The sequence below is a fragment of the Halorussus amylolyticus genome, assembly GCF_004143485.2.
Taxonomy (GTDB): Archaea; Halobacteriota; Halobacteria; order Halobacteriales; family Haladaptataceae; genus Halorussus; species Halorussus amylolyticus.
Window position 1 is genome coordinate 119,682 of record NZ_ML974130.1, and the last position, 17,795, is coordinate 137,476.

Consider the following 17,795-nt stretch of genomic DNA (forward strand, 5'->3'; position numbering starts at 1 on the left):
GCGGCCCCCCACAACCCGTCGCGGGGCTGGGCCGTCCCTGGCCCCCCCCGGGGGGGGGGGGGGGCCCCCGCCCCCCCCCCCGACTCCACCCGAGACCACCACGCCATCGCCTGCTGAATCGCGTTCGGGTCGGGCCGGGAGGTGTGGGCCGAATCGGTCGCGACCGAATACTCGCCGCCGAGGAAGCCCCGGTAGCCGAGGGTCACACCGTCCCACCCGGAGGGTTCGCCGTTCACGACGGCGTCGGGTGCGTCCCGGTCCGAGACGAGAAAGCGGGCACCCCGAGAATCGGTCTCCTCGCCGACGACGCCGACGAAACTCACGCCCGTCCGAACGGCAGCGACCGCCATCGCGGCGAGCGGTCCCGTGGCGTCCACGCTCCCGCGTCCCCAGAGTTCGCCGTCTTTCACTTCGACCGGAATCTCACCCGGTACGGTGTCGATGTGCGAGGTCAGCAGGACCGAGTCGTCCGCGGGAGCGCGTACGTTGCCCGCCTCGTCTATCCAAACTTCTCGACCCGCGTCCTCGAAGAACGCCGCGAGGCGCTCGGCGCACTCGCGCTCGTCGCCCGAGACCGAGGGAATCGAGACGAGGTCCACGAGCAGGTCGCGGGCCGTCTCGTCGGTTTCGATTGCGCTGGCGCTCACGCCGTCACCTCCGCGAGCGCGTCTTCGAGCGCCGCCGCCACCTCGTCGGCGTGGCTCTCGTCCACGACCAGCGGGGGAAGCAGGCGTACCACAGTCCGGCCCGCGGGGAGCGCGAGCACGCCGTGATTCATCGCGAGTTCGCGCAGGACGCGGTTCGCGCCCCGGCCGACTTCCACCCCGAGCATGAGACCCTCGCCCCGTACCGTGCGAATCGGTAACTCGGAACCCCTCAGTTTCGACTGGAGGTGAGCGCCGACCGTCTCGGCGTTGCCGGGCAGGTCCTCCTCGACGATGGTCGAGAGGGTGGCTTCCGCCGCGGCGCTGACGACCGGGCCGCCCGAGAACGTCGAACCGTGCGGTCCCGAATTTTCGGCGACCCAGTCGGCACAAAGGGTCGCGCCGACCGGGAGGCCGCCGCCGAGTCCCTTCGCGGAGGTCAGCACGTCGGGCACGACGCCGCGCTTCTCGCACGCCCAGAGCGCGCCCGTCCGGCCGAGTCCGGTCTGAATCTCGTCGAAAATCAGGGCCGCGCCAGCGTCCTCGGTCGCCTCACGGGCCGCCGCGAGGTAGCCCTCGGGCGCGGGGTTCACGCCGCCCTCGCCCTGAATCGGTTCGAGCAGGACCGCCGCCGTTTCGTCGTCCACCGCGTCGGCGAGGGCCTCCTCGTCGCCGTAGGGGACGAACTCGAAATCGCCCGCGAGCGGTTCGAACGGCTTCTTGTACTTGGGTTTCCACGTCGCGGCGAGCGACCCCATCGTCCGGCCGTGGAACCCTTTCATCGCCGCGATGACCTTCGAGTTCCCGGTCGCGCTCCGGGCGAACTTGATGGCGGCCTCGTTGGCCTCCGTCCCGGAGTTGCAGAGCCAGCCGTTTTCGAGGCCGTCGGGCGCGACTGCCGCGAGCTTCTCGTAGAGGCTGTCGCGGGCCGAATTCGGATAGCTCGCCTGCACGAACGTCAGCTTCTCGACCTGCGACTGGACCGCCGAGACGACTTCGGGGTGGGAGTGGCCGACCGCCGCGACTCCGTAGCTCGCGCCGAAGTCGAGGTACTCGTTCCCAGCGTCGTCGTAGAGGTGCGGTCCCTCGCCGCGTTCGATTCGGATGGGCTTCTCGGAGTAGACGAAGCTCCCCGTCATCTGACCGCCTCCGGTTCGAAGGTCGTTCCGTGACCGTTGCGGGCCGCGGTGATTGGGTCGCGGTTGTTCGCGTCCGCGACCGTCACCGAGTTCGCGCCGCCCTCCAGCGCCTCCACGGCGGCCATGACCTTCTTCGTCATGAACCCCTCGGCGGCGCTCTCGGCGGCTTCCAGTTCGGCGGGCGACCCCACCGAGTCGATGAGCGTCGCCGAATCATCGGGGTCCTCGTAGACGCCGGACACGTCAGTCAGCATGACCAACTCGGCTCCGAGCGCGCCCGCGACCGCGGCGGCCGCGCGGTCGGCGTCGGCGTTCACGGGGGTAAAGCCGCCCTCTTTCTCCTCTGCGAGCGCGGGCACGGTCACGACCGGAACGTAGCTTCCCACGAGCAGGGTCTTCAGGAGGTCGGCGTTGACCGACTCGATTTTGCCCGAGTGGTCGCCGCGCTTGATTTTCTTCCGGCCGTCCTCGACGACCTTGACCGCCGACTTGCGCGGGCCGGTCAGGAGTTTGCCGTCTACGCCGGACAGTCCGACGGCGTTCACGCCCTCGTTCTGGAGTCCGGCCACGAGGTCGGTGTTGAGCTTTCCGGGCAGGACCATCTCGAACACCTCCATCGTGGTCTCGTCGGTGAACCGTCCGACCACGCCGCCCGGCGTCTCGACGTATTCGGCTTGCTCGCCCATGCGCTCTAAGGCGTCGTCCACGGCGGTCGAACCGCCGTGGACGACCACCACGTCCTCGCCGTTCGCGACGAGGTGGGCAACGTCCGCGAGCGCGCCCGCCGGGTCCACGGCGCGCGCGCCGCCTATTTTGACGACGACCGGGGCGCTCTCGTCCTCGGTGACTCCGCCATCCGTTCGGAGTCCGTCGTCGCCGAGGTCGTTGTCGATTAACTGTGCGTGGGCCGCTTCGAGTTCGTCTTCGGTGTCGATGGTCTCCGTCATGGGCTTCCCACCGGGTGGAGTCCCTGAAAGTCGAGTCCCGCAGTCTCCTCGAAGCCGAGCGCGATGTTGGCGGCGTGAACCGCCTGCCCGGCCGTACCTTTCACCAGATTGTCGATGGCGCTGAACACCACGATGCGCTTGTTCGTCGGGTCGAGTTCGAAGCCGACTTCGGCCATGTTCGTCCCCGCCACGGCCTTGGGTTCGGGGTAGCGGTAGACGCCGCTTCCGCCCGACTGAAGCCGGACGAAGGGTTCGTCTTCGTAGGCCCCGCGGAACGCCTTCCAGAGGTCGCCCTTCGAGACAGGGCTGTTCGGAAAGACATGGCAGGTCGCGGCCGCGCCGCGAACCATGTCCACGGCGTGGGCCGTGAAGGAGACGGAGGCTCCCAACTCCTGTTCGATTTCGGCTTCGTGGCGGTGGCCGGTCGGCGCGTAGGGCCGGACCACGCCCGAGCGCTCGGGGTGGCTTCCGGCCTTGCTCGCGCCCGCGCCGCCCTCCGAGGAGCCGACTTTCACGTCGGCGACGATTTGCTCGCTCCCGTCCAGAATCTCGCCGTCGAACAGGGGGTAGAGGCCGAGCATCGTCGCGGTGGCGTTACAGCCGCCTGCCGCGATGAGGTCCGCATCCGGCAGGTCCTCGCGGTGGAGTTCCGGCAGGGCGTAGACCGCGTTGTCGAGGAATTGGGGCGCGTCGTGGCCGTCGTACCACTCCTCGTACTGGGCTTCGGTGTTCAGCCGGAAGTCCGCGCTCAAATCGACCACGGTGTCGGCGACATCGTAGAACGACTCGATTTGGTTCATCGACACGCCGTGGGGAGTCGCCGCAAAGAGTACGTCTACCGAGTCGAGGTCGGCGGGGTCGGAGAACCGCAGGTCGGTCCCGCGCAGATTCGGGTGGACCGACCCGACCGATTTCCCGGCGTACTGCCTGCTGGTCGCGCCCGCGAGGTCGAAGTTCGGGTGACCCGCGAGCAGGCGCAGGAGTTCGCCGCCAGCGAACCCGGAACCGCCGATTACGGTGGCGGTCAGGGTTTCGCCGGACGCGGCCGACGCTTCGGCGTCGGCCGCGTCCGTCTTCGTCTCTGCTTCCGTCTCCGTCTCGCCTCCGACCGCCATCAGGCGACCACCTCCTGTTTCGCGCCAGCCTTCGTTTCGAGCCAATCGACCACCTTCGCGGGCACGTCGGTCTCGACGGCGTCGTTCAGCGCCTTGAACTCGACCGTGTGGTTGACCTCGTGGACGGTGTACGAATCGCCTGTTTCCATCAGGTCGATTCCGAGCAGGCCGCCGCCGACCGCGTCGCTGGCGTCCTTCACCAACTGCTCGGCCTCGGCGTCGAGTTCGAACTCGGCGGTCTCCGCGCCCTTCGCGGCGTTCGTGAGCCAGTGGTCCGACGACCGGACCATCGCCGCGATGGGTTCGCCGTCGGTGGCGACCACGCGGATGTCCCGGCCGGGTTTGTCCACGAACTCCTGGACGTAGAACACCTTGTGCTCGTAGTGGCCGAGCGTGGCCTTGTGTTCGAGAATCGCTTCCGCGGCGCTCCGCGAGTCGATTTTCGCCATCAGGCGGCCCCACGAGCCGACGACGGGCTTGAGGACGCACGGGTAGCCGAACGCCTCGATGCTCTCCATCGCCGACTCCTTGGTGAACGCCACGTCGGTCGCGGGCGTGGGGACGCCTGCTCCCGCGAGCGCGAGGCTGTTTTGGACCTTGTCGGCGCACGTCTCGGCGGTGTCCGCGGAGTTGACGACGGGGATGCCGTACGCCTCGCAGAACTTCGTGGCGTAGAGGCTCCGACTCGTGGCGAGACACCGGTCCACGACCACGTCGCAGTCCGCGAGGTCGTCGGGCGCGTCGGTCAGCCCGAACCGCTGTTTGCGTACGTCTATCTTGGCGACCTCGTGGCCGCGGTCGCGTAGCTCTTGGAGGAGCAGTTTCTCGTCTCTCCGAATCCGGGAGTAGAGTAATCCAATCAGCAATTTACTCCCCCCAGTCCTCTTCGAGCTCCGGGGCTCGGTCGAGGACTGGCGGGTTTCGCTCGACGACTTCCAGTTCCGCGCCGCAGGTCGTGCAGTCTACTATCTCTCCAGCTTCTGCCGTATCGTGGAGGGCCACGTCGGCCCCGCACTCGACGCATTCTACCATCGTACTTCCCCGTACCGCTCGGAAGTACTTAAAGCCGTCGAACTTGTCAGAATATTTCCATAGTGAAAAGACGCGTCTAAAGGCGTTAAACTGGCAAATACTGCGTCAGGCGAAGTCCGTTCGCGGACTTCGAGGATATATAAATTCGGTCCCGAGGGGGACCGGCTGTGGTGGAATCGGTCGCGGCTCAGGCAAACCGACTCACCTCCGTCTGGAGTTGCTCGGCGGCCGAATCGAGCGCCGCGCGCTCGTCTCCGAGCGCGTCGGCGTCGGCGGCAATCGCGGCCTCCGCGACCGAGAGCGTCTCCGAGACGCTCTCGGGCGCGGGTCCGCCGACCGAATCGCGCGAGGCCGCGCTCTTCTCGGGGTCGAGCGCGGCCTCGACCGCCGCGCGCTCGACGTACGCGTCGAGCGAGTCACCGAGAACCGATTCGGCGGCCGAATCGAGCGCCGAGTAATCGGCACCCTCCTCTGCGGCCTCCGCAACCATTTCGTGGGCCTTCCGGAAGGGAACGCCCTGCATCGCGAGCAGGTCGGCGACCCCGGTCGCGGTCGAGAAGCCCTCGCCAGCCGCGTCGGCGAGCGCCGCCTCGTCCCACGTCGCGGTCGCCGCCGCACCGGCGGCGACCGCGACCGCCTCGGTCACTTCGTCCACGGTGTCCCACGCGTGGGGTGTGGCCTTCTGCAAATCGCGGTTGTACGCGCGAGGCAGGCCTTTCAGCGTCGTGAGCAGGCCGTTCAGTCCCGCCGAAGCGTCCCCGGCGGTCGCCCGAACGAGTTCGAGCGTGTCGGGGTTCTTCTTCTGGGGCATGATGGACGACGTGGACGCGTAGTCGTCCGAAAGCTCGACCAGCCCCTTGTTCGAGAAGATGATGAGGTCCTCTGCGAGTCCCGAGACCGTGGTGGCGAGATTCGAGAGCGCGGCCACGACCTCCACGAGGAAGTCGCGTGTCGAAACCGCGTCCATCGAGTTGTCGAGGACCGACTCGAATCCCAACAGTTCGGCGGTGCGCTCGCGGTCCACGTCGAAGGGCGTGCCCGCGAACGCGGCCGACCCGAGGGGCGACCGATTCACGCGCTCGTAGGCGTCGAACAGTCGCTCGGTGTCGCGCGCCACCGCCTGCTCGTAGGAGAGCAGGTAGTGACCCACGGTCGTCGGCTGTGCGGGCTGGAGGTGGGTGTAGCCGGGCATCACGGTCTCTGTGTGGTCGCTCGCGGTCTCGGCGAGCGCCTCCCGAAGCCCCAGCGTGGTCTCGACTGCGTCCAGCACGTCCTCGCGCAGGCGGTAGCGAATGCAGGTCGCCACTTCGTCGTTGCGCGAGCGCGCGGTGTGCATCTTCCCGCCTACGTCGCCCACGCGCTCGATGACCGCGGTTTCGATTGCGGCGTGAACGTCCTCGCCGTCGGGGAGCGCGTCGAATCCCGCGTCCTCGACGCTTTCGAGCGCCGCGAGGATGGTCGCGGCTTCGTCGTCGGTCACGATTCCCTGCTCGGCGAGCATCACGACGTGCGCGCGGTCCACCGCGAGGTCGGCGGCGAAGATGCGCGCGTCGGCGTCCATCGAGGAGAGGAACCCGCGGGCGGGGCCGCCGCTGAAGCGTTCGCGGCGAACCACGTCGGACGCGGACTCGCTCTCCTCCGTCATGTTACTGTTCCTCCGCGCTCTCGTCGTCGCCGCTTCCGTCGGTGAGGAGTTCGGCCTTCTTCGCCTCGGCCTCGGCGGTCACTTTGTTCGCGAGACGCGACTGGAAGCCGTGGTACTTCGCCACGCCGGTCGCGTCCTCTTGGGCGATGCCGTCCACCGATTCGGTGTTGAACGAGGCGGCCGACTCGGAGTACACCGCGTACTCGCTCTCGCGGCCGACCGCGCGGGCCTGTCCGCCCTCGAACTTGACGGTGACGGTGCCCGTGACCTTCTCTTGGGTCGTGTCAACGAAGCCGTCGAGCGCGTCCACGAGCGGGGCCGAGAGCAGACCTTCGTAGGCCTTCTGCGCCCACTGGTCGTCCACCTGCGTCTTGAAGTCGCGTTCCTCTTTCGTGAGGACCAGTTCTTCGAGCGCGGCGTGGGCGTTGAGAAGCGTGGTCGCGGCGGGGTGCTCGTAGTTCTCGCGCACCTTCAGGCCGAGCATGCGGTCTTCCATCAGGTCGGAGCGACCGACGCCGTGGCCGCCCGCGAGGTCGTTGAGGTATTCGATGAGTTGGACGGCGGGCATCTCCTCGCCGTCGATGGCGACGGGCGTGCCTTCCTCGAACGTGATTTCGATTGTCTCGATGTCGCCCGAGGGCGTCTCGGTCCACTCGTAGATGTCCTCCGGCGGGACGTAGCCGGGGTCTTCGAGGTCCGCGCCCTCGACGGAGCGACTCCAGAGGTTGGTGTCGATACTCCAGTCGCCCTCGTTGCCGCCCTCGACGGGGAGGTCCTTCTCGGCGGCGTACTCCATCTCCCACTCGCGGGTCAGGCCGAGTTCGCGGACGGGCGCGATGACTTCGAGGTCCGAGTCGCGCCAGACGGCTTCGAACCGGAGCTGGTCGTTTCCTTTGCCGGTACAGCCGTGCGCGATGCCCTCACAGCCCTCCTCTTCGGCGACTTCGAGAATCGCTTCGGCGATGACCGGGCGGGCGAGCGCGGTGCCGAGCGGGTAGCCCTGATACGTCGCGTTGGCTTTGACCGCGTCGAGACACTGCTGGGCGAACTCGTCCTTGGCGTCTACGACGTAGTGGTCGAGGTCGAGTGCCTCGGCGGTTTCCTCGGCTTCGTCGAACTCCTCGGCCGGTTGGCCGACATCGACGGTGACGCCGATAACTTCGTCGTAGTCGTATTCTTCTTCGAGTAGCGGGACGCAAACGGTGGTGTCGAGACCGCCCGAGAAGGCGAGCGCGACTTTGGATGTTCCTGTCATGGTTGGTGGGTGTGTTGTCGTGTCTGGTGGTCGGAATGTAATTCGCGGACGATACCCGTGGCGTCGTCAGCGGAAAGTGCGTCGGAATCGGTGGAGTAGGTAATAGTGGGGCTAGAGACGCCCCGGTCGTCGTCGCGGCGAGAAGGAGCCGGACTCGCGGCTCTCGATGGGGGCGAACGCGCCCGAGCCGCGAGTCTGCGTCATTGAATACTCATTCGTCAGCGAGGGTTTTAAACCCTTTCGGAATGCCAGTCGGCGAACCCGAACCGGATACGGTCGTTCGCCGAACACGTTTCAGAATCTCGCCCGGCGTCGGCGCGAGCGCGCCGACGCCGGGCGAGATTTTCCGTCTCCCGAACGCGGTCGGCACCCTCCGTGCCACCGCATCGGTCGCACGTCTGTCGCCCTCGCCGAATCGCTACGCTCTTGTGTCGCACTCACCGACGTTCTGGCAGTGTACAGTCTCAGCGTCCCGGTTCCGGGTTCGGTCGAGCGCCTCGCCGAGGACCTTCGACCCGCCCTGTTCGGATTCGACGCGGTTCGAGACCGCCACTCGCTCGTCTGCAAGCGCCTCGGCGAAGCGCCCGAGGGCGGAACCGCTCGCCTCCGTAAGCAGGTCCGAACTGCGCTCGCCGGCGCGCCAGCGTTCGAAATCCGCATCTCCGGCATCGACTACTTCGCACACCCCACCAAGGGGACTGGGCCGGTGGTGTACCTCACGGTCGAGAGTCCGGGACTGTGGCGAGTCCACAGGCAACTCGTCGACGCGTTCTCCGCCATCGAGGGCCTGGAAGGCGACGATTACACGCCTCACGTCACGCTCGCCCGCGACGGGAGCATCGAAGCCGCCGAGCGACTGGCCGAACGCGAGGTCGAACCGGTGACGTGGACCGTCTCGCACCTGATTCTCTGGGACGCGACCTACGAGGAGACGGTCGCGGAGTTCCCGCTTCCGGCGTGAGGCGACTCCGAATCTGCGATTCGGAGTCGCCGACAAGGCAGGGCCGGACTGCTCCGAAGCCGTCGCGACCGAAGTGCGGTGCGGTTCTCACAGGTGACGTGCGAGCAGGACGATTCAGTTGTTGATTTTGACGCTTCGCCATATTCGCCGTCCTCCGAAGCGTCCTGCTCGCACTCTCCAAACGAGAAACCGCAGGCCACGGCCCCCCAACTGACCCCGTACTGGAGTCAGTTCCACGCCGCGTCGTCGGGGTCGATAAGTCGCTCTCGGCGGCCGATGGCGTCGATGCGTGCGACTTCCTCGGCCGAGAGTTCGAGCGGGTCGAAGTTCGCTCGGAGGTGGGCTTCGCCCGTCGCTTTCGGGATGGGGACCACGCCCTCGCGCTGGCACAGCCACGCGAGACTGACGGCTTCCGGGGTGGTGTCGCGGTCCTCGGCGATATCGACGAGTTCGGGCACGTCGCCCGCGTCGCCCCGGAGGAGGGGCGCGTAGGCGACCACTGTGATGTCGCGCTCGCGGCAGTACTCCAGCAGGTCGTTCTGGGGGAGCAGGGGGTGCATCTCGACCTGATTCGCGACGATTGGCGCGTCGAGAATTTCGCTCGCCTCGTCGAGGAGTTCCGGGGTGAAGTTGCTCACCCCGACGTGTTCGGTCACGCCCTCCTCGTACAGGCGGTCGAACGCCGGGAGCGTCGTCTCGGCGTCGTAGGCCTCGGTCGGCCAGTGGACGTAGAACAAATCGACCGACTCGACGCCGAGTCGGCCGAGGCTCTCGGCGGCGGTTTCGGCCACGTCGTCGGGCGCGAGGTTGCTCGGATGGACCTTCGTGGCGAGGAACACGTCGTCGCGGTCCACCGCAGACACCGCGATGCCGTCGCCGACGGCGGCCTCGTTGTCGTACATCTGGGCGGTGTCGAGGTGTCTGTAGCCGATTTCGAGCGCGGTCCGGACGGTCTCGGCGCACTGCTCGGGGTCGTCGTTGCCGGAGGTGCCGAGGCCCGGACTCGGAACGGTCGTCATGTGCGTGAACTGTCGGTCGAAGGGGAAAAAGCTACGCGCGTCGGCAACGGTCGTGCGTGTCCGACCCGCGTGTCGCCCCGCGACCGACCGGCGAGCCGAACGCCCGAACCGCGCCGATTCCCGCGAGGAACACCGCGCCGAGGACGCCGACCGCGACCAGCGGCGCGGTCGCGTCGGCGACCGCGCCGCCGAGCAGATAGAGCGGCACCCGGACGAGCGCGTACGCCATCGACACCGCGCTCAGCACCGTCGCGCGCCCGACCGACTCGACGTGGTCGTTGACGTGCTGAGTCACGATGGGGTGGAGCAGCGACTTCGAACCGCGGAGGACGAAGAAGGCCGGAAGCGCCAGCGGGGACCACACCACAGGCGCGAGCAGAGATACGCCGAGGACGACCGGAACTACCGACACCGCGCCGCGAACGCCGAACCGGCCCCGAACCGCTCCGGCGTAGTAGCTCGCGACCGCGGAGACCCCGGTGAACGCGGCGTACAGCAGTCCCATCGAGGCGACCGGGACGCCGAGCGTCTCGGTGCTAATCGGCTGGACGTAGGTGTTGACCGCCTCCACGACGCCGAAGAAGAGCGCGGCGTACACCACGAACCACCGGAGCGGCGGGCGAGTCAACTGCTCGCGCAGGACCGGGAGGGCTTCGAGGACGGTGAAGGTCTCGGCGTCTGCGTTCTCTGCACCGTCGCCCACTTCACCGTTGTCGCCGCCTTCGACGTACTGGCGATTCTTCGGGAGCGTGAGCAGGACGACGACTCCCGCGCCGTTCAGCACGCCCGAGGCGAGGAAGGGGTACCTCGGGTCGATGCTGAACAGGACTCCGCCCGCGAGCATGGCGACCACGGTCACCGCCTGCCTGACCGACTCGCCGCGCCCGCGGACGTGCGCGAATCGGTTCTCGTTCAGTTCGGCTTCGAGCGTGTCGTAGAGCCACGCGTCTCCCGACCCCGACCGAAAGACGAGCGAGAGGGTCCAGAGAACGTACAGCACTGTCAGACCCGCGTACGACTCGACGACCGCGAACCCCAGAATCGAGACCGTCATGAACCCCGACCCGAGGAGGAGGCTGTTTCGCCGACCGATTCGGTCGGCGACGTAGCCCGACGGAATCTCGCCGACGACGGTCAGCACGGCGTACACCACGCTCAGCGTCGAGATGGCGGTGTAATCGAGACCGCGGTCGAGCAGAAAGAGGGTGAAGACGGGCGAAAAGAACCCGAACGACACGGTCGCCTGATAGACGTAGTATTTGGACACGGGCGACGGCGGTCGGTGGTCGAACACGGGAACGAATCGAGATTGTCGGCCGCCCGTCAAAAGCGCTCGCTGAAGCCAATTTGTGTAGACTCGGAAACAAAAGGTCGAAGGTCACGCGCGAGAATCGTCGTCCATGACTGAACGCGATTCTTCGTGGACGCTCCTCGGACTCGGCGGCGTGGCGAGTCTCTGCTGTCTCGGAAGCGCGGCGGTCGGCGGAGCGGCAATTGGGGGCGCGGCAGTTACTGGCGGTGCGGTCGCGGGGGGTCTCGGCGCGGGTCTCGTCCAAGTACTCGTGACGGTGCTGACGGTGGCCCTCCTCGGACTCGGATGGAAGGCGTTCGGCCCCGACCCGAAGTGCGAGCGAAATTAGTCGAACCGTCCGGTCTCGGCTCCGCACTCGACGCAAATCGTCACCAGCGCGTCGGCGTCGGGCGCGCGCTCGATGGCGTTCTCGGTTCGGTCGTCGCACTCCGGACAGTCCCGGCGCATCTCCAGTTCGCCGCCGTCCTTGGGTGCGCCGAGCGCGAGCGAGACCACGCGCTCGTCGCCCCGGTTCACGCCGCGCTGGAACTCGCCCGGTCCGAACCGGACGACTTCGCCCGAACTCACCTCGACGGGTCCGCCCTCAGTTTCGAACGTGACCGTGCCCGACTCGACGTAGAACACCTCTTCTTGGTCCGAATGGGCGTGGTAGCCGAACCCGAAGCTGTCGCCGGGTGCGAGTTCGTAGTAGTTCACCGCCACGTCCGTCGTTCCGAGTTGCTTCGTCAGCGGGCGCTTCACGTCGGCCGGTCCCATCCACGATTCCACGTCCTCGATTCGAATCTTCTTCATGGCGGCGGCATGGTCGCCGGGCGACAAAGCCCCACCGAACCTTCGACCCGACTTAAACCGTTACGCCGTGATACGGGGACGAAAGCTGGACCCCCGCCCACGTCACGCGGTTTTAGCCTCACCTAAACTTGTTCTCTCGCCGATACTTTTAAGTAGGGAACTTCGTTTTAAGTATCTGCTCGCCGTGGACGGGAGTAGGTGAAGAATATGGCTATCGACCCGCAATTCCACGAAAATCGAGAGAAGGTGGACACCCACGACGGACACGACGTGTGGGGTCCCGTAGACGAACCCGAAAAGCTCGGCATCCACGGCACCCACGTCGCGGTGGACTTCGACCTGTGCATCGCGGACGGCGCGTGTCTGGAGGACTGCCCCGTCGACGTGTTCGAGTGGGTAGACTCGCCCGACCACCCCGAGAGCGAGCGCAAGGCCGACCCCGCCAACGAGGCCCAGTGCATCGACTGCATGCTCTGCGTGGACGTGTGTCCCGTGGACGCCATCGACGTGGACGCCGGTCGAGCCTAAATCCGTCTTTCTCTTCGACGCCGCAGATTCGACAGCAGTGGCGACGCCGACCGCTCGCGAGCGCTACTCTGGTCGGTCCATGTCGAGTTCCTGCCGGAGGGACGCCAGCGCGTCGGCGTCTGCGAGGTACTCGAACTGCTCGCGGAAGTGCACGTCGCAGAGACCCACCCGGACGCCGCCCTTCTCGGGGACGAACGACGCTTCCCGGTCGCAGTAGTGACACCGCATACTCCCGAGTAGGTTCCCCATCGCATTTAAGGCTACGCCTCGGTCGGTTTCGAGCGATTACCTCGAAACCGACCGACACCTACAACGAAACGGCCGACCGGAAGTGGCGATACTCCGGCTTCGAGAGACCTGCGCGCCCGAGCGTGTGGTCGTGGGCGTCGCTCCCGCCCGTGGGCACGAGGTCGTGGTCCGCGATGGCGCGCTCGACCGGACGGGTGTCCACCTCACGGTCGTAGGGATAGTATCGCTCGACGGCGTCGAGATGCTCGGTCAGTTCGAGCGCGGCCTCGGGGTCGTCGTACCGGAAGGGGTGGGCGAGTCCGACCAGTCCGCACGCGTCGGTCAGGAGTTCGACGCCGCGCTCGAACTCGGTCACGTCGCGAGCGACGAAGCACGGGCCGCCGTTGCCGATGAGTTCGTCGAACGCTCCCTTGAAGTCGAGGTCGGTGTCCGGGTGGTCCGCGATGGCGCGAGCGACGTGCGGGCGGCCGATTCCCGCCCGCGCTTCGACGCCGAGGTCCACGCCGAGGTGGTCCTCGACGTTCTCGATGATTCGCTGCCCGCGCTCCTCGCGGTCGGTCTGGAGTCGGTCCAACTCCGCAGTGAGTTCGGGCGTCGGGGTGACGCCGTAGCCGAGCAGGTCCACCCGCTCGCCGTGGGGGGCCTCGACCCGGAACTCGACGCCGTGGACGACCGTCACGCCGTCGAGGACGCCGACGGGCGTCGGGAGTTCGGGGTGTAGTCGGTCGTGGTCGGTGACGGCCACGATGGAGACGCCCGCGTCGCGGGCGGCTTCCGGCAGTTCCGACAGCTCCATCTCGCCGTCGGAGTTGGTCGTGTGGACGTGGAGGTCCGCGAAGACGCTCATACTCGCTACTCGGCGCGTCGGGTTCGAAAGCGCTTCGCAACGCTCGTCGGGCGACGTTTCGCGACCGAAACGCCTCCTTTAAGACCTTAAGGCCGACCAAACTCCTCGACGACAAGCTTTATCATTAACTTTGATTTAGAATCTGGTGATGTCACTGAAACGCGCGACCAAACTGCTCCGCCAACACGACTACCCCGCGACGACCGACCAGCTCGCCGACTCCTACGGCGAGTACGAACTCGACCTGCCGAACGGAACCGAGACGCTCGGCGACGTGTTCGCACGCGTGGGCGGCGAGACGTTCGACGCGCCCGGCGAGGCCGAAGCGACCCTCTACTCGGCGGTGAGCAGCAAGGCAATCGGCCGCGAGGGGTACAGCGACCGCGACCCGACCGTGTTGGGAACGACCGGCCCCGAGCAGGTCAGCTTCTGACCGACGGCCGCTTTTTCCCGTTTGGCCGGACCCGAGCCATCGGCTCGGGTCCGACCAACACTATCCGACCAATACTCTCTGACCGGCACTACCGTCCTACACCCACTCGACGGCTCCGCCGAGGTCTAGCGGCACCGACCCCTTGCTGTAGGCTTCGACGTTGCCGGACGGCCGAGTTCGAAGCACCACCGCGGGCCGGTGTCGCACGCCCGGCTGTTCGCCCCTGACCGCGTCCCACTCGTCGTCCCGAAAGCTCGAACAGTCCACGAACAGCACTGCGCCGCCGCCGTGTTTCTTGAGTTGGCCCGTAGTCTTGGTCTCGGCCGTCTCGCGCACCGCCGCGACCGGCGTGGAGGCGCGTCGGCGCGTGGGCGGGCGCGGGCGGGTGACCTCGACCAGCGGCGATTCGCCGTTTCCGTTCGGCGGGTCGGCCCTGAAGTCGAGCGAGTGGCCCGTCGTGACCTCGATTTCGGGCGTGACCTCGTAGCCCGCGTCGGTCAGCACCTTCGCGGCGGTGAACTCGCTCATCGCCGACGCCATCCGGACGGGGTCCACCTGCGGACTGGTGCCGAGTTTCGACGCCATCGTGTATCGATACTCGTCGAGAACGCCGGTTCCGAGGAACTCCTCGTAGAATGAGAGCGCGTCGTCGCGAGTCGCGTCCGGAAATCCGGCGGCGTGTTCGCGGAAGAACTCCCGGGTGGACTCGCGGCCGTCCTTCGAGAACAGCACCGGGAGGAAGAACCACGCGAGGTGGTCGTGGTCGGCCAGCCACGGCGCTTCGACTTGCAGGTCAGCGAGGAGTTCTCGCTGCGCCCACCGGGCGATGGGATAGGGAACTTGGTCGAAAGTGTACTTCTCGGTGCGCCAAAGCGTCGAAGGCGTCTCGGTGTTGCCGAGCCAGAATGCGTCGTCGTCGCTCCAGAGAAAGAGCGCGAGGTCGCCGTTCTCCATCTCGATGCGTCGCGTCTCGTACCCGTTTGGTCCGGCGTAGTGGGGCGTGAGTATCGTCGCACCGAACTTCCCGTTCAGCGGTTCGTAGAGGTCGCGTTCGACCCTGTTGTCAGTCCACCGCTCCGTAGAGCGGCGAAAGCGGAGCGGACTTGCCACGGTGGTTTCTTGTCACGCGAGCAATTTACGTGTTTTGTCGCGTCAGACGCGGGCGCGCCGAGGCCGAGACTGAGTGGTCGGAAACCAACTTTTCCCCGCCGATTCATCCCGAATTTTACCAGAGTCGGGTAATTTGACCTCCTTTCACGGGACGCAAAGAATGTGATTATCCGTTACATTCATTAGCTCTTGCTCCCTACCCATGAGTGTGGTTGTCATGTCAATGGGTGCCTATGACGAAGCCGAACACGAACGCCGGGAACGTAAGAACAACACGGTCGACGTCAGCGACGACGACGACCGGACGACCTACCACGGCACGGTGGAATACGACTCCGGCGATTCGGCGGAGGCCCTCCTCGACCAGTTCGAAGAAATCAAGGCCGGAAAGTAAGACCGATTTCCAGTTCTGTTATCTCACGCTCCCCAGCCGCGGGTCTCGGGAGCGCCGCGTGCGTCCTCGACGCGCTCGGCGACCTCCGGGTCGGGAGCGTCCGCGCCGAGTTCGCCTGCACGCGACTCCCACTCGTCGATGGCGCGGCCGACCCACGAGTCGGCCGCGCGGGCCTCGGCGAGCGCGGCCTCGAATCTCTCGTCGTCGGTGGTCGTCGTGCCGGGCGCGGCCGCGACTGCGGCCGCGGCGAACAGCGCGCGGTCGTCGTCGGTCAAGTCTTCGGACTCGGCGCGTGCGACGACGCCCGCCAGCCGGTCGGGGTCGGGAAAGACGAACACCTTCTGGCCGATGGCTTGCGGTCCGAGCAGGAGCGCCGACAGGCCGTCGGGCGGCTCCGAGTCGAGTAGTCGGTCACCGCCGAACGCCGCCTCGACGCGCTCGCACTCGGTCTCGCTCCCGAGTTCGAGGTTGTGACCGGGGTACTCGGCGCACTCGGTCGGGTAGGTCTCGTCGCCGTGAATCCGACACCGGAGCGTGGTCGGGTCGAGGAACGCGCAGGTCGGAAGCCACGTCGAATCGGTGTCGAACGGGCCGACGGGCTTGGGAGCCTTCCGGAGTCCGAGGAAGAAGACCGGCCTGCCGTCGATGGCCGCGACCGAGACGCCGTCGATTTCGACGCCGTCGTCGTCGCGCCAGAGTCGCGGCGTCAGCGCGTCCGCCAGTCCCGCGTCGAGAAACGCCCTCGCGTCGTCGCGGGTCAGCGGAACGAGGTTGTAGGTGTCGTCGAGCGGGGTTCGGGGGCCTCTGCGTTCGTGGTCGCTCGGGTCGGGCGCGATGGCTCGCCAGTCGAGACAGCAGCCAGCGCACCCCTCGCAGTTCACCTCCATCGGTATCCCGCGAAGATACGCGGCCGAACGAAATAAACTGTCGGGCGTACGAACACTCGGTGCTTCGGCCGGAGACCGACACTCAGCCCAGTTGCCGGACGAACACGCGACCGTCGGCGTGGACCGTAACCGCGAACTCGCCGACCGCGAACGAGACGTGCCCTCGGTCGCGCCCGCGACCGTTCCGAGTCGGTGCGAAGATGGCGTCGAGCGCGTCGGGGTCGATGCTGTCGTACAGGCGGACGCTCATCTCGTCAATCGGAAGCCCGGACGCGTCCTCCAACGCTTCGAGTACCGTTTTAACGAGCGTGCCGTCGCCCTCCGAGTCGTGAACAGTCTGGTGGACGTTCGACGAGTCCTCGCCGGGCGCGCTCGCGACATCGACGGGAGAATTTGGTTCGTGGCTCATTGTGTCTCAGTCGGGCCGAACCGACTGTGATACCCTGTCTCACAACGAACTCGTATATATGCGGTTCGGAATCCGTCGGCAGGGCTTTGGCTCTCCGCCCGCTTTGGCGACACATGGGCAAACAGACCTGCGACGGGTGTGGCGACCGGGTCACTATCGCGGGCGGCATCGCCAACATCTGGACGCTCGAAACCCAGTCCACCGGCGGGATGACGCTGGAGTTCGACTCCGACGGGACCGAACACTTCCTCTGTTTCGACTGCATGGACCGCCTCCCGGACGACCCGACCGGCGAGGACGTGTCCGCGCTCGGTGAGGCGTGAGTCGAGAATCGTCGGAAATCGTCGGCCCCACATCGCCCACAGCTTTAATGCATACGCATACGTATGCATATTCCTGTCCGACACGTCGATTCGCGTTTCGAACGAGACGAAGCGACGGCTGGAGTTGGAAAAACGCGAAGGAGAGAGCTTCGAGGACGTAATCAATCGACTCACGAGTGCGAACAAATGGAGCGGATTCGGCGTCCTCGCCGACGAGACCGAAGACACCCGCGAGGGCATGAAACGGATGCGTGGAGAACTCCGAAGCGGATTCGAACGCGGCCTCGACGACGAGGAGTGTTCGTGATGCTCTGTCTCGACAACAACCTTCTCGGCGACTATCTCGACGGCAGTTCCGACGCGAGACGGTTTTTGCAGGACCACGAAACCGAGCCGTGGGCCGTCTCGAACATCGTGCTGTACGAGGCGTTGATGGGGTCGATACACGGCTACATCGGCGGTGACGTAGCAACGATTCGGCAGGCGATTACGTCTTCGATGGACGTGCTGGACGTGACCGAACGGACGACGGTCGCGGCCGCCGAACTTCAGGAGGAACTGCTCGCACGTGGCGTCCCCGCGGGCCACCCGGACGCGCTCATCGCCGCGAGCGCCAAGGAGCACGGCGCGACGTTCGCGACCGCCGAGAAGCACTTCTGGAACCCCGAGGTGCGGGAGGTCCTCGACGTGGCCGAATACGACCCGTACTGAGAGATTGACGGACTCTATTTTTCTCTGTCGGCTTCAGTGACCT

Annotated in this window: 24 protein-coding genes; 8 read left to right on the forward strand and 16 right to left on the reverse strand. The window is 66.6% G+C overall.

The features are described from left to right. From EKH81_RS00600 to EKH81_RS00635, 8 genes are all read right to left on the reverse strand, one after another. On the reverse strand, positions 1–647 hold a 647-nt coding region (locus EKH81_RS00600), incomplete at its 3' end, for a M20/M25/M40 family metallo-hydrolase (RefSeq protein WP_162224476.1). Further along, positions 644–1,783: an aspartate aminotransferase family protein gene (locus tag EKH81_RS00605; RefSeq protein ID WP_132059299.1), complete on the reverse strand. Its 1,140-nt coding sequence runs from the start codon at positions 1,781–1,783 to the stop codon at positions 644–646. The genes EKH81_RS00600 and EKH81_RS00605, both read right to left, overlap by 4 nt. Then, the gene (locus EKH81_RS00610; protein ID WP_132059300.1) at positions 1,780–2,730 is read right to left on the reverse strand and encodes an acetylglutamate/acetylaminoadipate kinase; all 951 of its coding nucleotides are present in this window, start codon (positions 2,728–2,730) and stop codon (positions 1,780–1,782) included. Before EKH81_RS00610 ends, EKH81_RS00605 begins: the two co-directional genes overlap by 4 nt. Further along, positions 2,727–3,845 (reverse strand): N-acetyl-gamma-glutamyl-phosphate reductase, encoded by a 1,119-nt coding sequence (argC, locus tag EKH81_RS00615; protein WP_132059301.1) that lies wholly within the window; start codon positions 3,843–3,845, stop codon positions 2,727–2,729. Before argC ends, EKH81_RS00610 begins: the two co-directional genes overlap by 4 nt. Beyond that, on the reverse strand, positions 3,845–4,711 hold the full coding sequence (lysX, locus tag EKH81_RS00620) for a lysine biosynthesis protein LysX (protein ID WP_132059302.1): 867 nt from the start codon (positions 4,709–4,711) through the stop codon (positions 3,845–3,847). The genes argC and lysX overlap by 1 nt, the downstream gene beginning before the upstream one ends. Position 4,712: 1 nt before the next feature. Further along, positions 4,713–4,877 carry a lysine biosynthesis protein LysW gene (lysW, locus tag EKH81_RS00625; RefSeq protein WP_132059303.1) on the reverse strand — a complete coding sequence of 55 codons (165 nt, stop codon included), beginning with the start codon at positions 4,875–4,877 and terminating at the stop codon, positions 4,713–4,715. A gap of 187 nt (positions 4,878–5,064) precedes the next feature. Then, positions 5,065–6,522, reverse strand: a complete 1,458-nt coding sequence (gene argH / locus EKH81_RS00630; protein WP_132059304.1) for an argininosuccinate lyase — start codon at positions 6,520–6,522, stop codon at positions 5,065–5,067. A 1-nt stretch (position 6,523) separates the two neighbouring features. Further along, a complete protein-coding gene (locus tag EKH81_RS00635) occupies positions 6,524–7,777 on the reverse strand; it encodes an argininosuccinate synthase (RefSeq protein ID WP_132059305.1) in 1,254 nt (417 codons plus the stop codon). Between the two features lie 454 nt (positions 7,778–8,231). Here EKH81_RS00635 and EKH81_RS00640 point away from each other — a divergent pair, with 454 nt between their 5' ends. Continuing rightward, entirely contained in the window at positions 8,232–8,738 is a 507-nt protein-coding gene (locus EKH81_RS00640) for a 2'-5' RNA ligase family protein (protein ID WP_132059306.1), read from the forward strand. Between the two features lie 227 nt (positions 8,739–8,965). Here EKH81_RS00640 and EKH81_RS00645 read toward each other — a convergent pair whose 3' ends face one another. Further along, positions 8,966–9,757: an aldo/keto reductase gene (locus tag EKH81_RS00645; RefSeq protein WP_132059307.1), complete on the reverse strand. Its 792-nt coding sequence runs from the start codon at positions 9,755–9,757 to the stop codon at positions 8,966–8,968. A 31-nt stretch (positions 9,758–9,788) separates the two neighbouring features. Next, a complete protein-coding gene (locus EKH81_RS00650; protein ID WP_238392086.1) occupies positions 9,789–11,024 on the reverse strand; it encodes an MFS transporter in 1,236 nt (411 codons plus the stop codon). Between the two features lie 133 nt (positions 11,025–11,157). Between EKH81_RS00650 and EKH81_RS00655 the strand changes: the two genes are divergently transcribed. Beyond that, positions 11,158–11,397, forward strand: a complete 240-nt coding sequence (locus tag EKH81_RS00655) for a hypothetical protein (protein WP_132059309.1) — start codon at positions 11,158–11,160, stop codon at positions 11,395–11,397. Here EKH81_RS00655 and EKH81_RS00660 read toward each other — a convergent pair. After that, positions 11,394–11,861: a cupin domain-containing protein gene (locus EKH81_RS00660; RefSeq protein ID WP_132059310.1), complete on the reverse strand. Its 468-nt coding sequence runs from the start codon at positions 11,859–11,861 to the stop codon at positions 11,394–11,396. The two genes, EKH81_RS00655 and EKH81_RS00660, sit on opposite strands and share 4 nt — an antisense overlap. A 207-nt stretch (positions 11,862–12,068) precedes the next feature. On the opposite strand from EKH81_RS00660, the gene EKH81_RS00665 reads away from it, so the two are divergent. Next, a complete protein-coding gene (locus EKH81_RS00665) occupies positions 12,069–12,389 on the forward strand; it encodes a 4Fe-4S dicluster domain-containing protein (RefSeq protein WP_132059311.1) in 321 nt (106 codons plus the stop codon). 63 nt (positions 12,390–12,452) lie between these two features. Here the strand turns inward: EKH81_RS00665 and EKH81_RS19225 are convergent, their stop codons facing one another. Both EKH81_RS19225 and EKH81_RS00670 read right to left on the reverse strand, forming a co-directional pair. Then, positions 12,453–12,617: a DUF6757 family protein gene (locus tag EKH81_RS19225; protein ID WP_202935026.1), complete on the reverse strand. Its 165-nt coding sequence runs from the start codon at positions 12,615–12,617 to the stop codon at positions 12,453–12,455. 79 nt (positions 12,618–12,696) lie between these two features. Then, positions 12,697–13,485, reverse strand: a complete 789-nt coding sequence (locus tag EKH81_RS00670; RefSeq protein ID WP_132059312.1) for a PHP domain-containing protein — start codon at positions 13,483–13,485, stop codon at positions 12,697–12,699. 148 nt (positions 13,486–13,633) lie between these two features. Between EKH81_RS00670 and EKH81_RS00675 the strand changes: the two genes are divergently transcribed. After that, positions 13,634–13,918 carry a DUF5789 family protein gene (locus tag EKH81_RS00675; protein ID WP_132059313.1) on the forward strand — a complete coding sequence of 95 codons (285 nt, stop codon included), beginning with the start codon at positions 13,634–13,636 and terminating at the stop codon, positions 13,916–13,918. A 96-nt stretch (positions 13,919–14,014) separates the two neighbouring features. On the opposite strand, the gene EKH81_RS00680 is transcribed toward EKH81_RS00675, so the two are convergent. Next, the gene (locus EKH81_RS00680) at positions 14,015–15,028 is read right to left on the reverse strand and encodes a DUF5784 family protein (RefSeq protein WP_132059314.1); all 1,014 of its coding nucleotides are present in this window, start codon (positions 15,026–15,028) and stop codon (positions 14,015–14,017) included. A 217-nt stretch (positions 15,029–15,245) separates the two neighbouring features. Between EKH81_RS00680 and EKH81_RS00685 the strand changes: the two genes are divergently transcribed. Next, positions 15,246–15,422 carry a DUF5786 family protein gene (locus tag EKH81_RS00685; RefSeq protein ID WP_238392111.1) on the forward strand — a complete coding sequence of 59 codons (177 nt, stop codon included), beginning with the start codon at positions 15,246–15,248 and terminating at the stop codon, positions 15,420–15,422. A gap of 23 nt (positions 15,423–15,445) precedes the next feature. Here the strand turns inward: EKH81_RS00685 and EKH81_RS00690 are convergent, their stop codons facing one another. Then, the gene (locus tag EKH81_RS00690; RefSeq protein ID WP_132059316.1) at positions 15,446–16,309 is read right to left on the reverse strand and encodes a YkgJ family cysteine cluster protein; all 864 of its coding nucleotides are present in this window, start codon (positions 16,307–16,309) and stop codon (positions 15,446–15,448) included. An 82-nt stretch (positions 16,310–16,391) separates the two neighbouring features. Next, positions 16,392–16,718 (reverse strand): HalOD1 output domain-containing protein, encoded by a 327-nt coding sequence (locus EKH81_RS00695; RefSeq protein WP_132059317.1) that lies wholly within the window; start codon positions 16,716–16,718, stop codon positions 16,392–16,394. 113 nt (positions 16,719–16,831) lie between these two features. Here EKH81_RS00695 and EKH81_RS00700 point away from each other — a divergent pair, with 113 nt between their 5' ends. Genes EKH81_RS00700 through EKH81_RS00710 form a run of 3 tightly spaced genes read left to right on the forward strand, consistent with a single transcriptional unit; the run spans position 16,832 to position 17,752 of the window. Then, positions 16,832–17,041: a DUF7561 family protein gene (locus EKH81_RS00700; RefSeq protein WP_132059318.1), complete on the forward strand. Its 210-nt coding sequence runs from the start codon at positions 16,832–16,834 to the stop codon at positions 17,039–17,041. After that, on the forward strand, positions 17,031–17,348 hold the full coding sequence (locus tag EKH81_RS00705) for a DUF7557 family protein (RefSeq protein WP_394352032.1): 318 nt from the start codon (positions 17,031–17,033) through the stop codon (positions 17,346–17,348). Before EKH81_RS00700 ends, EKH81_RS00705 begins: the two co-directional genes overlap by 11 nt. Then, on the forward strand, positions 17,348–17,752 hold the full coding sequence (locus EKH81_RS00710; RefSeq protein WP_132059319.1) for a PIN domain-containing protein: 405 nt from the start codon (positions 17,348–17,350) through the stop codon (positions 17,750–17,752). Before EKH81_RS00705 ends, EKH81_RS00710 begins: the two co-directional genes overlap by 1 nt. Positions 17,753–17,795 lie beyond the last annotated feature (43 nt).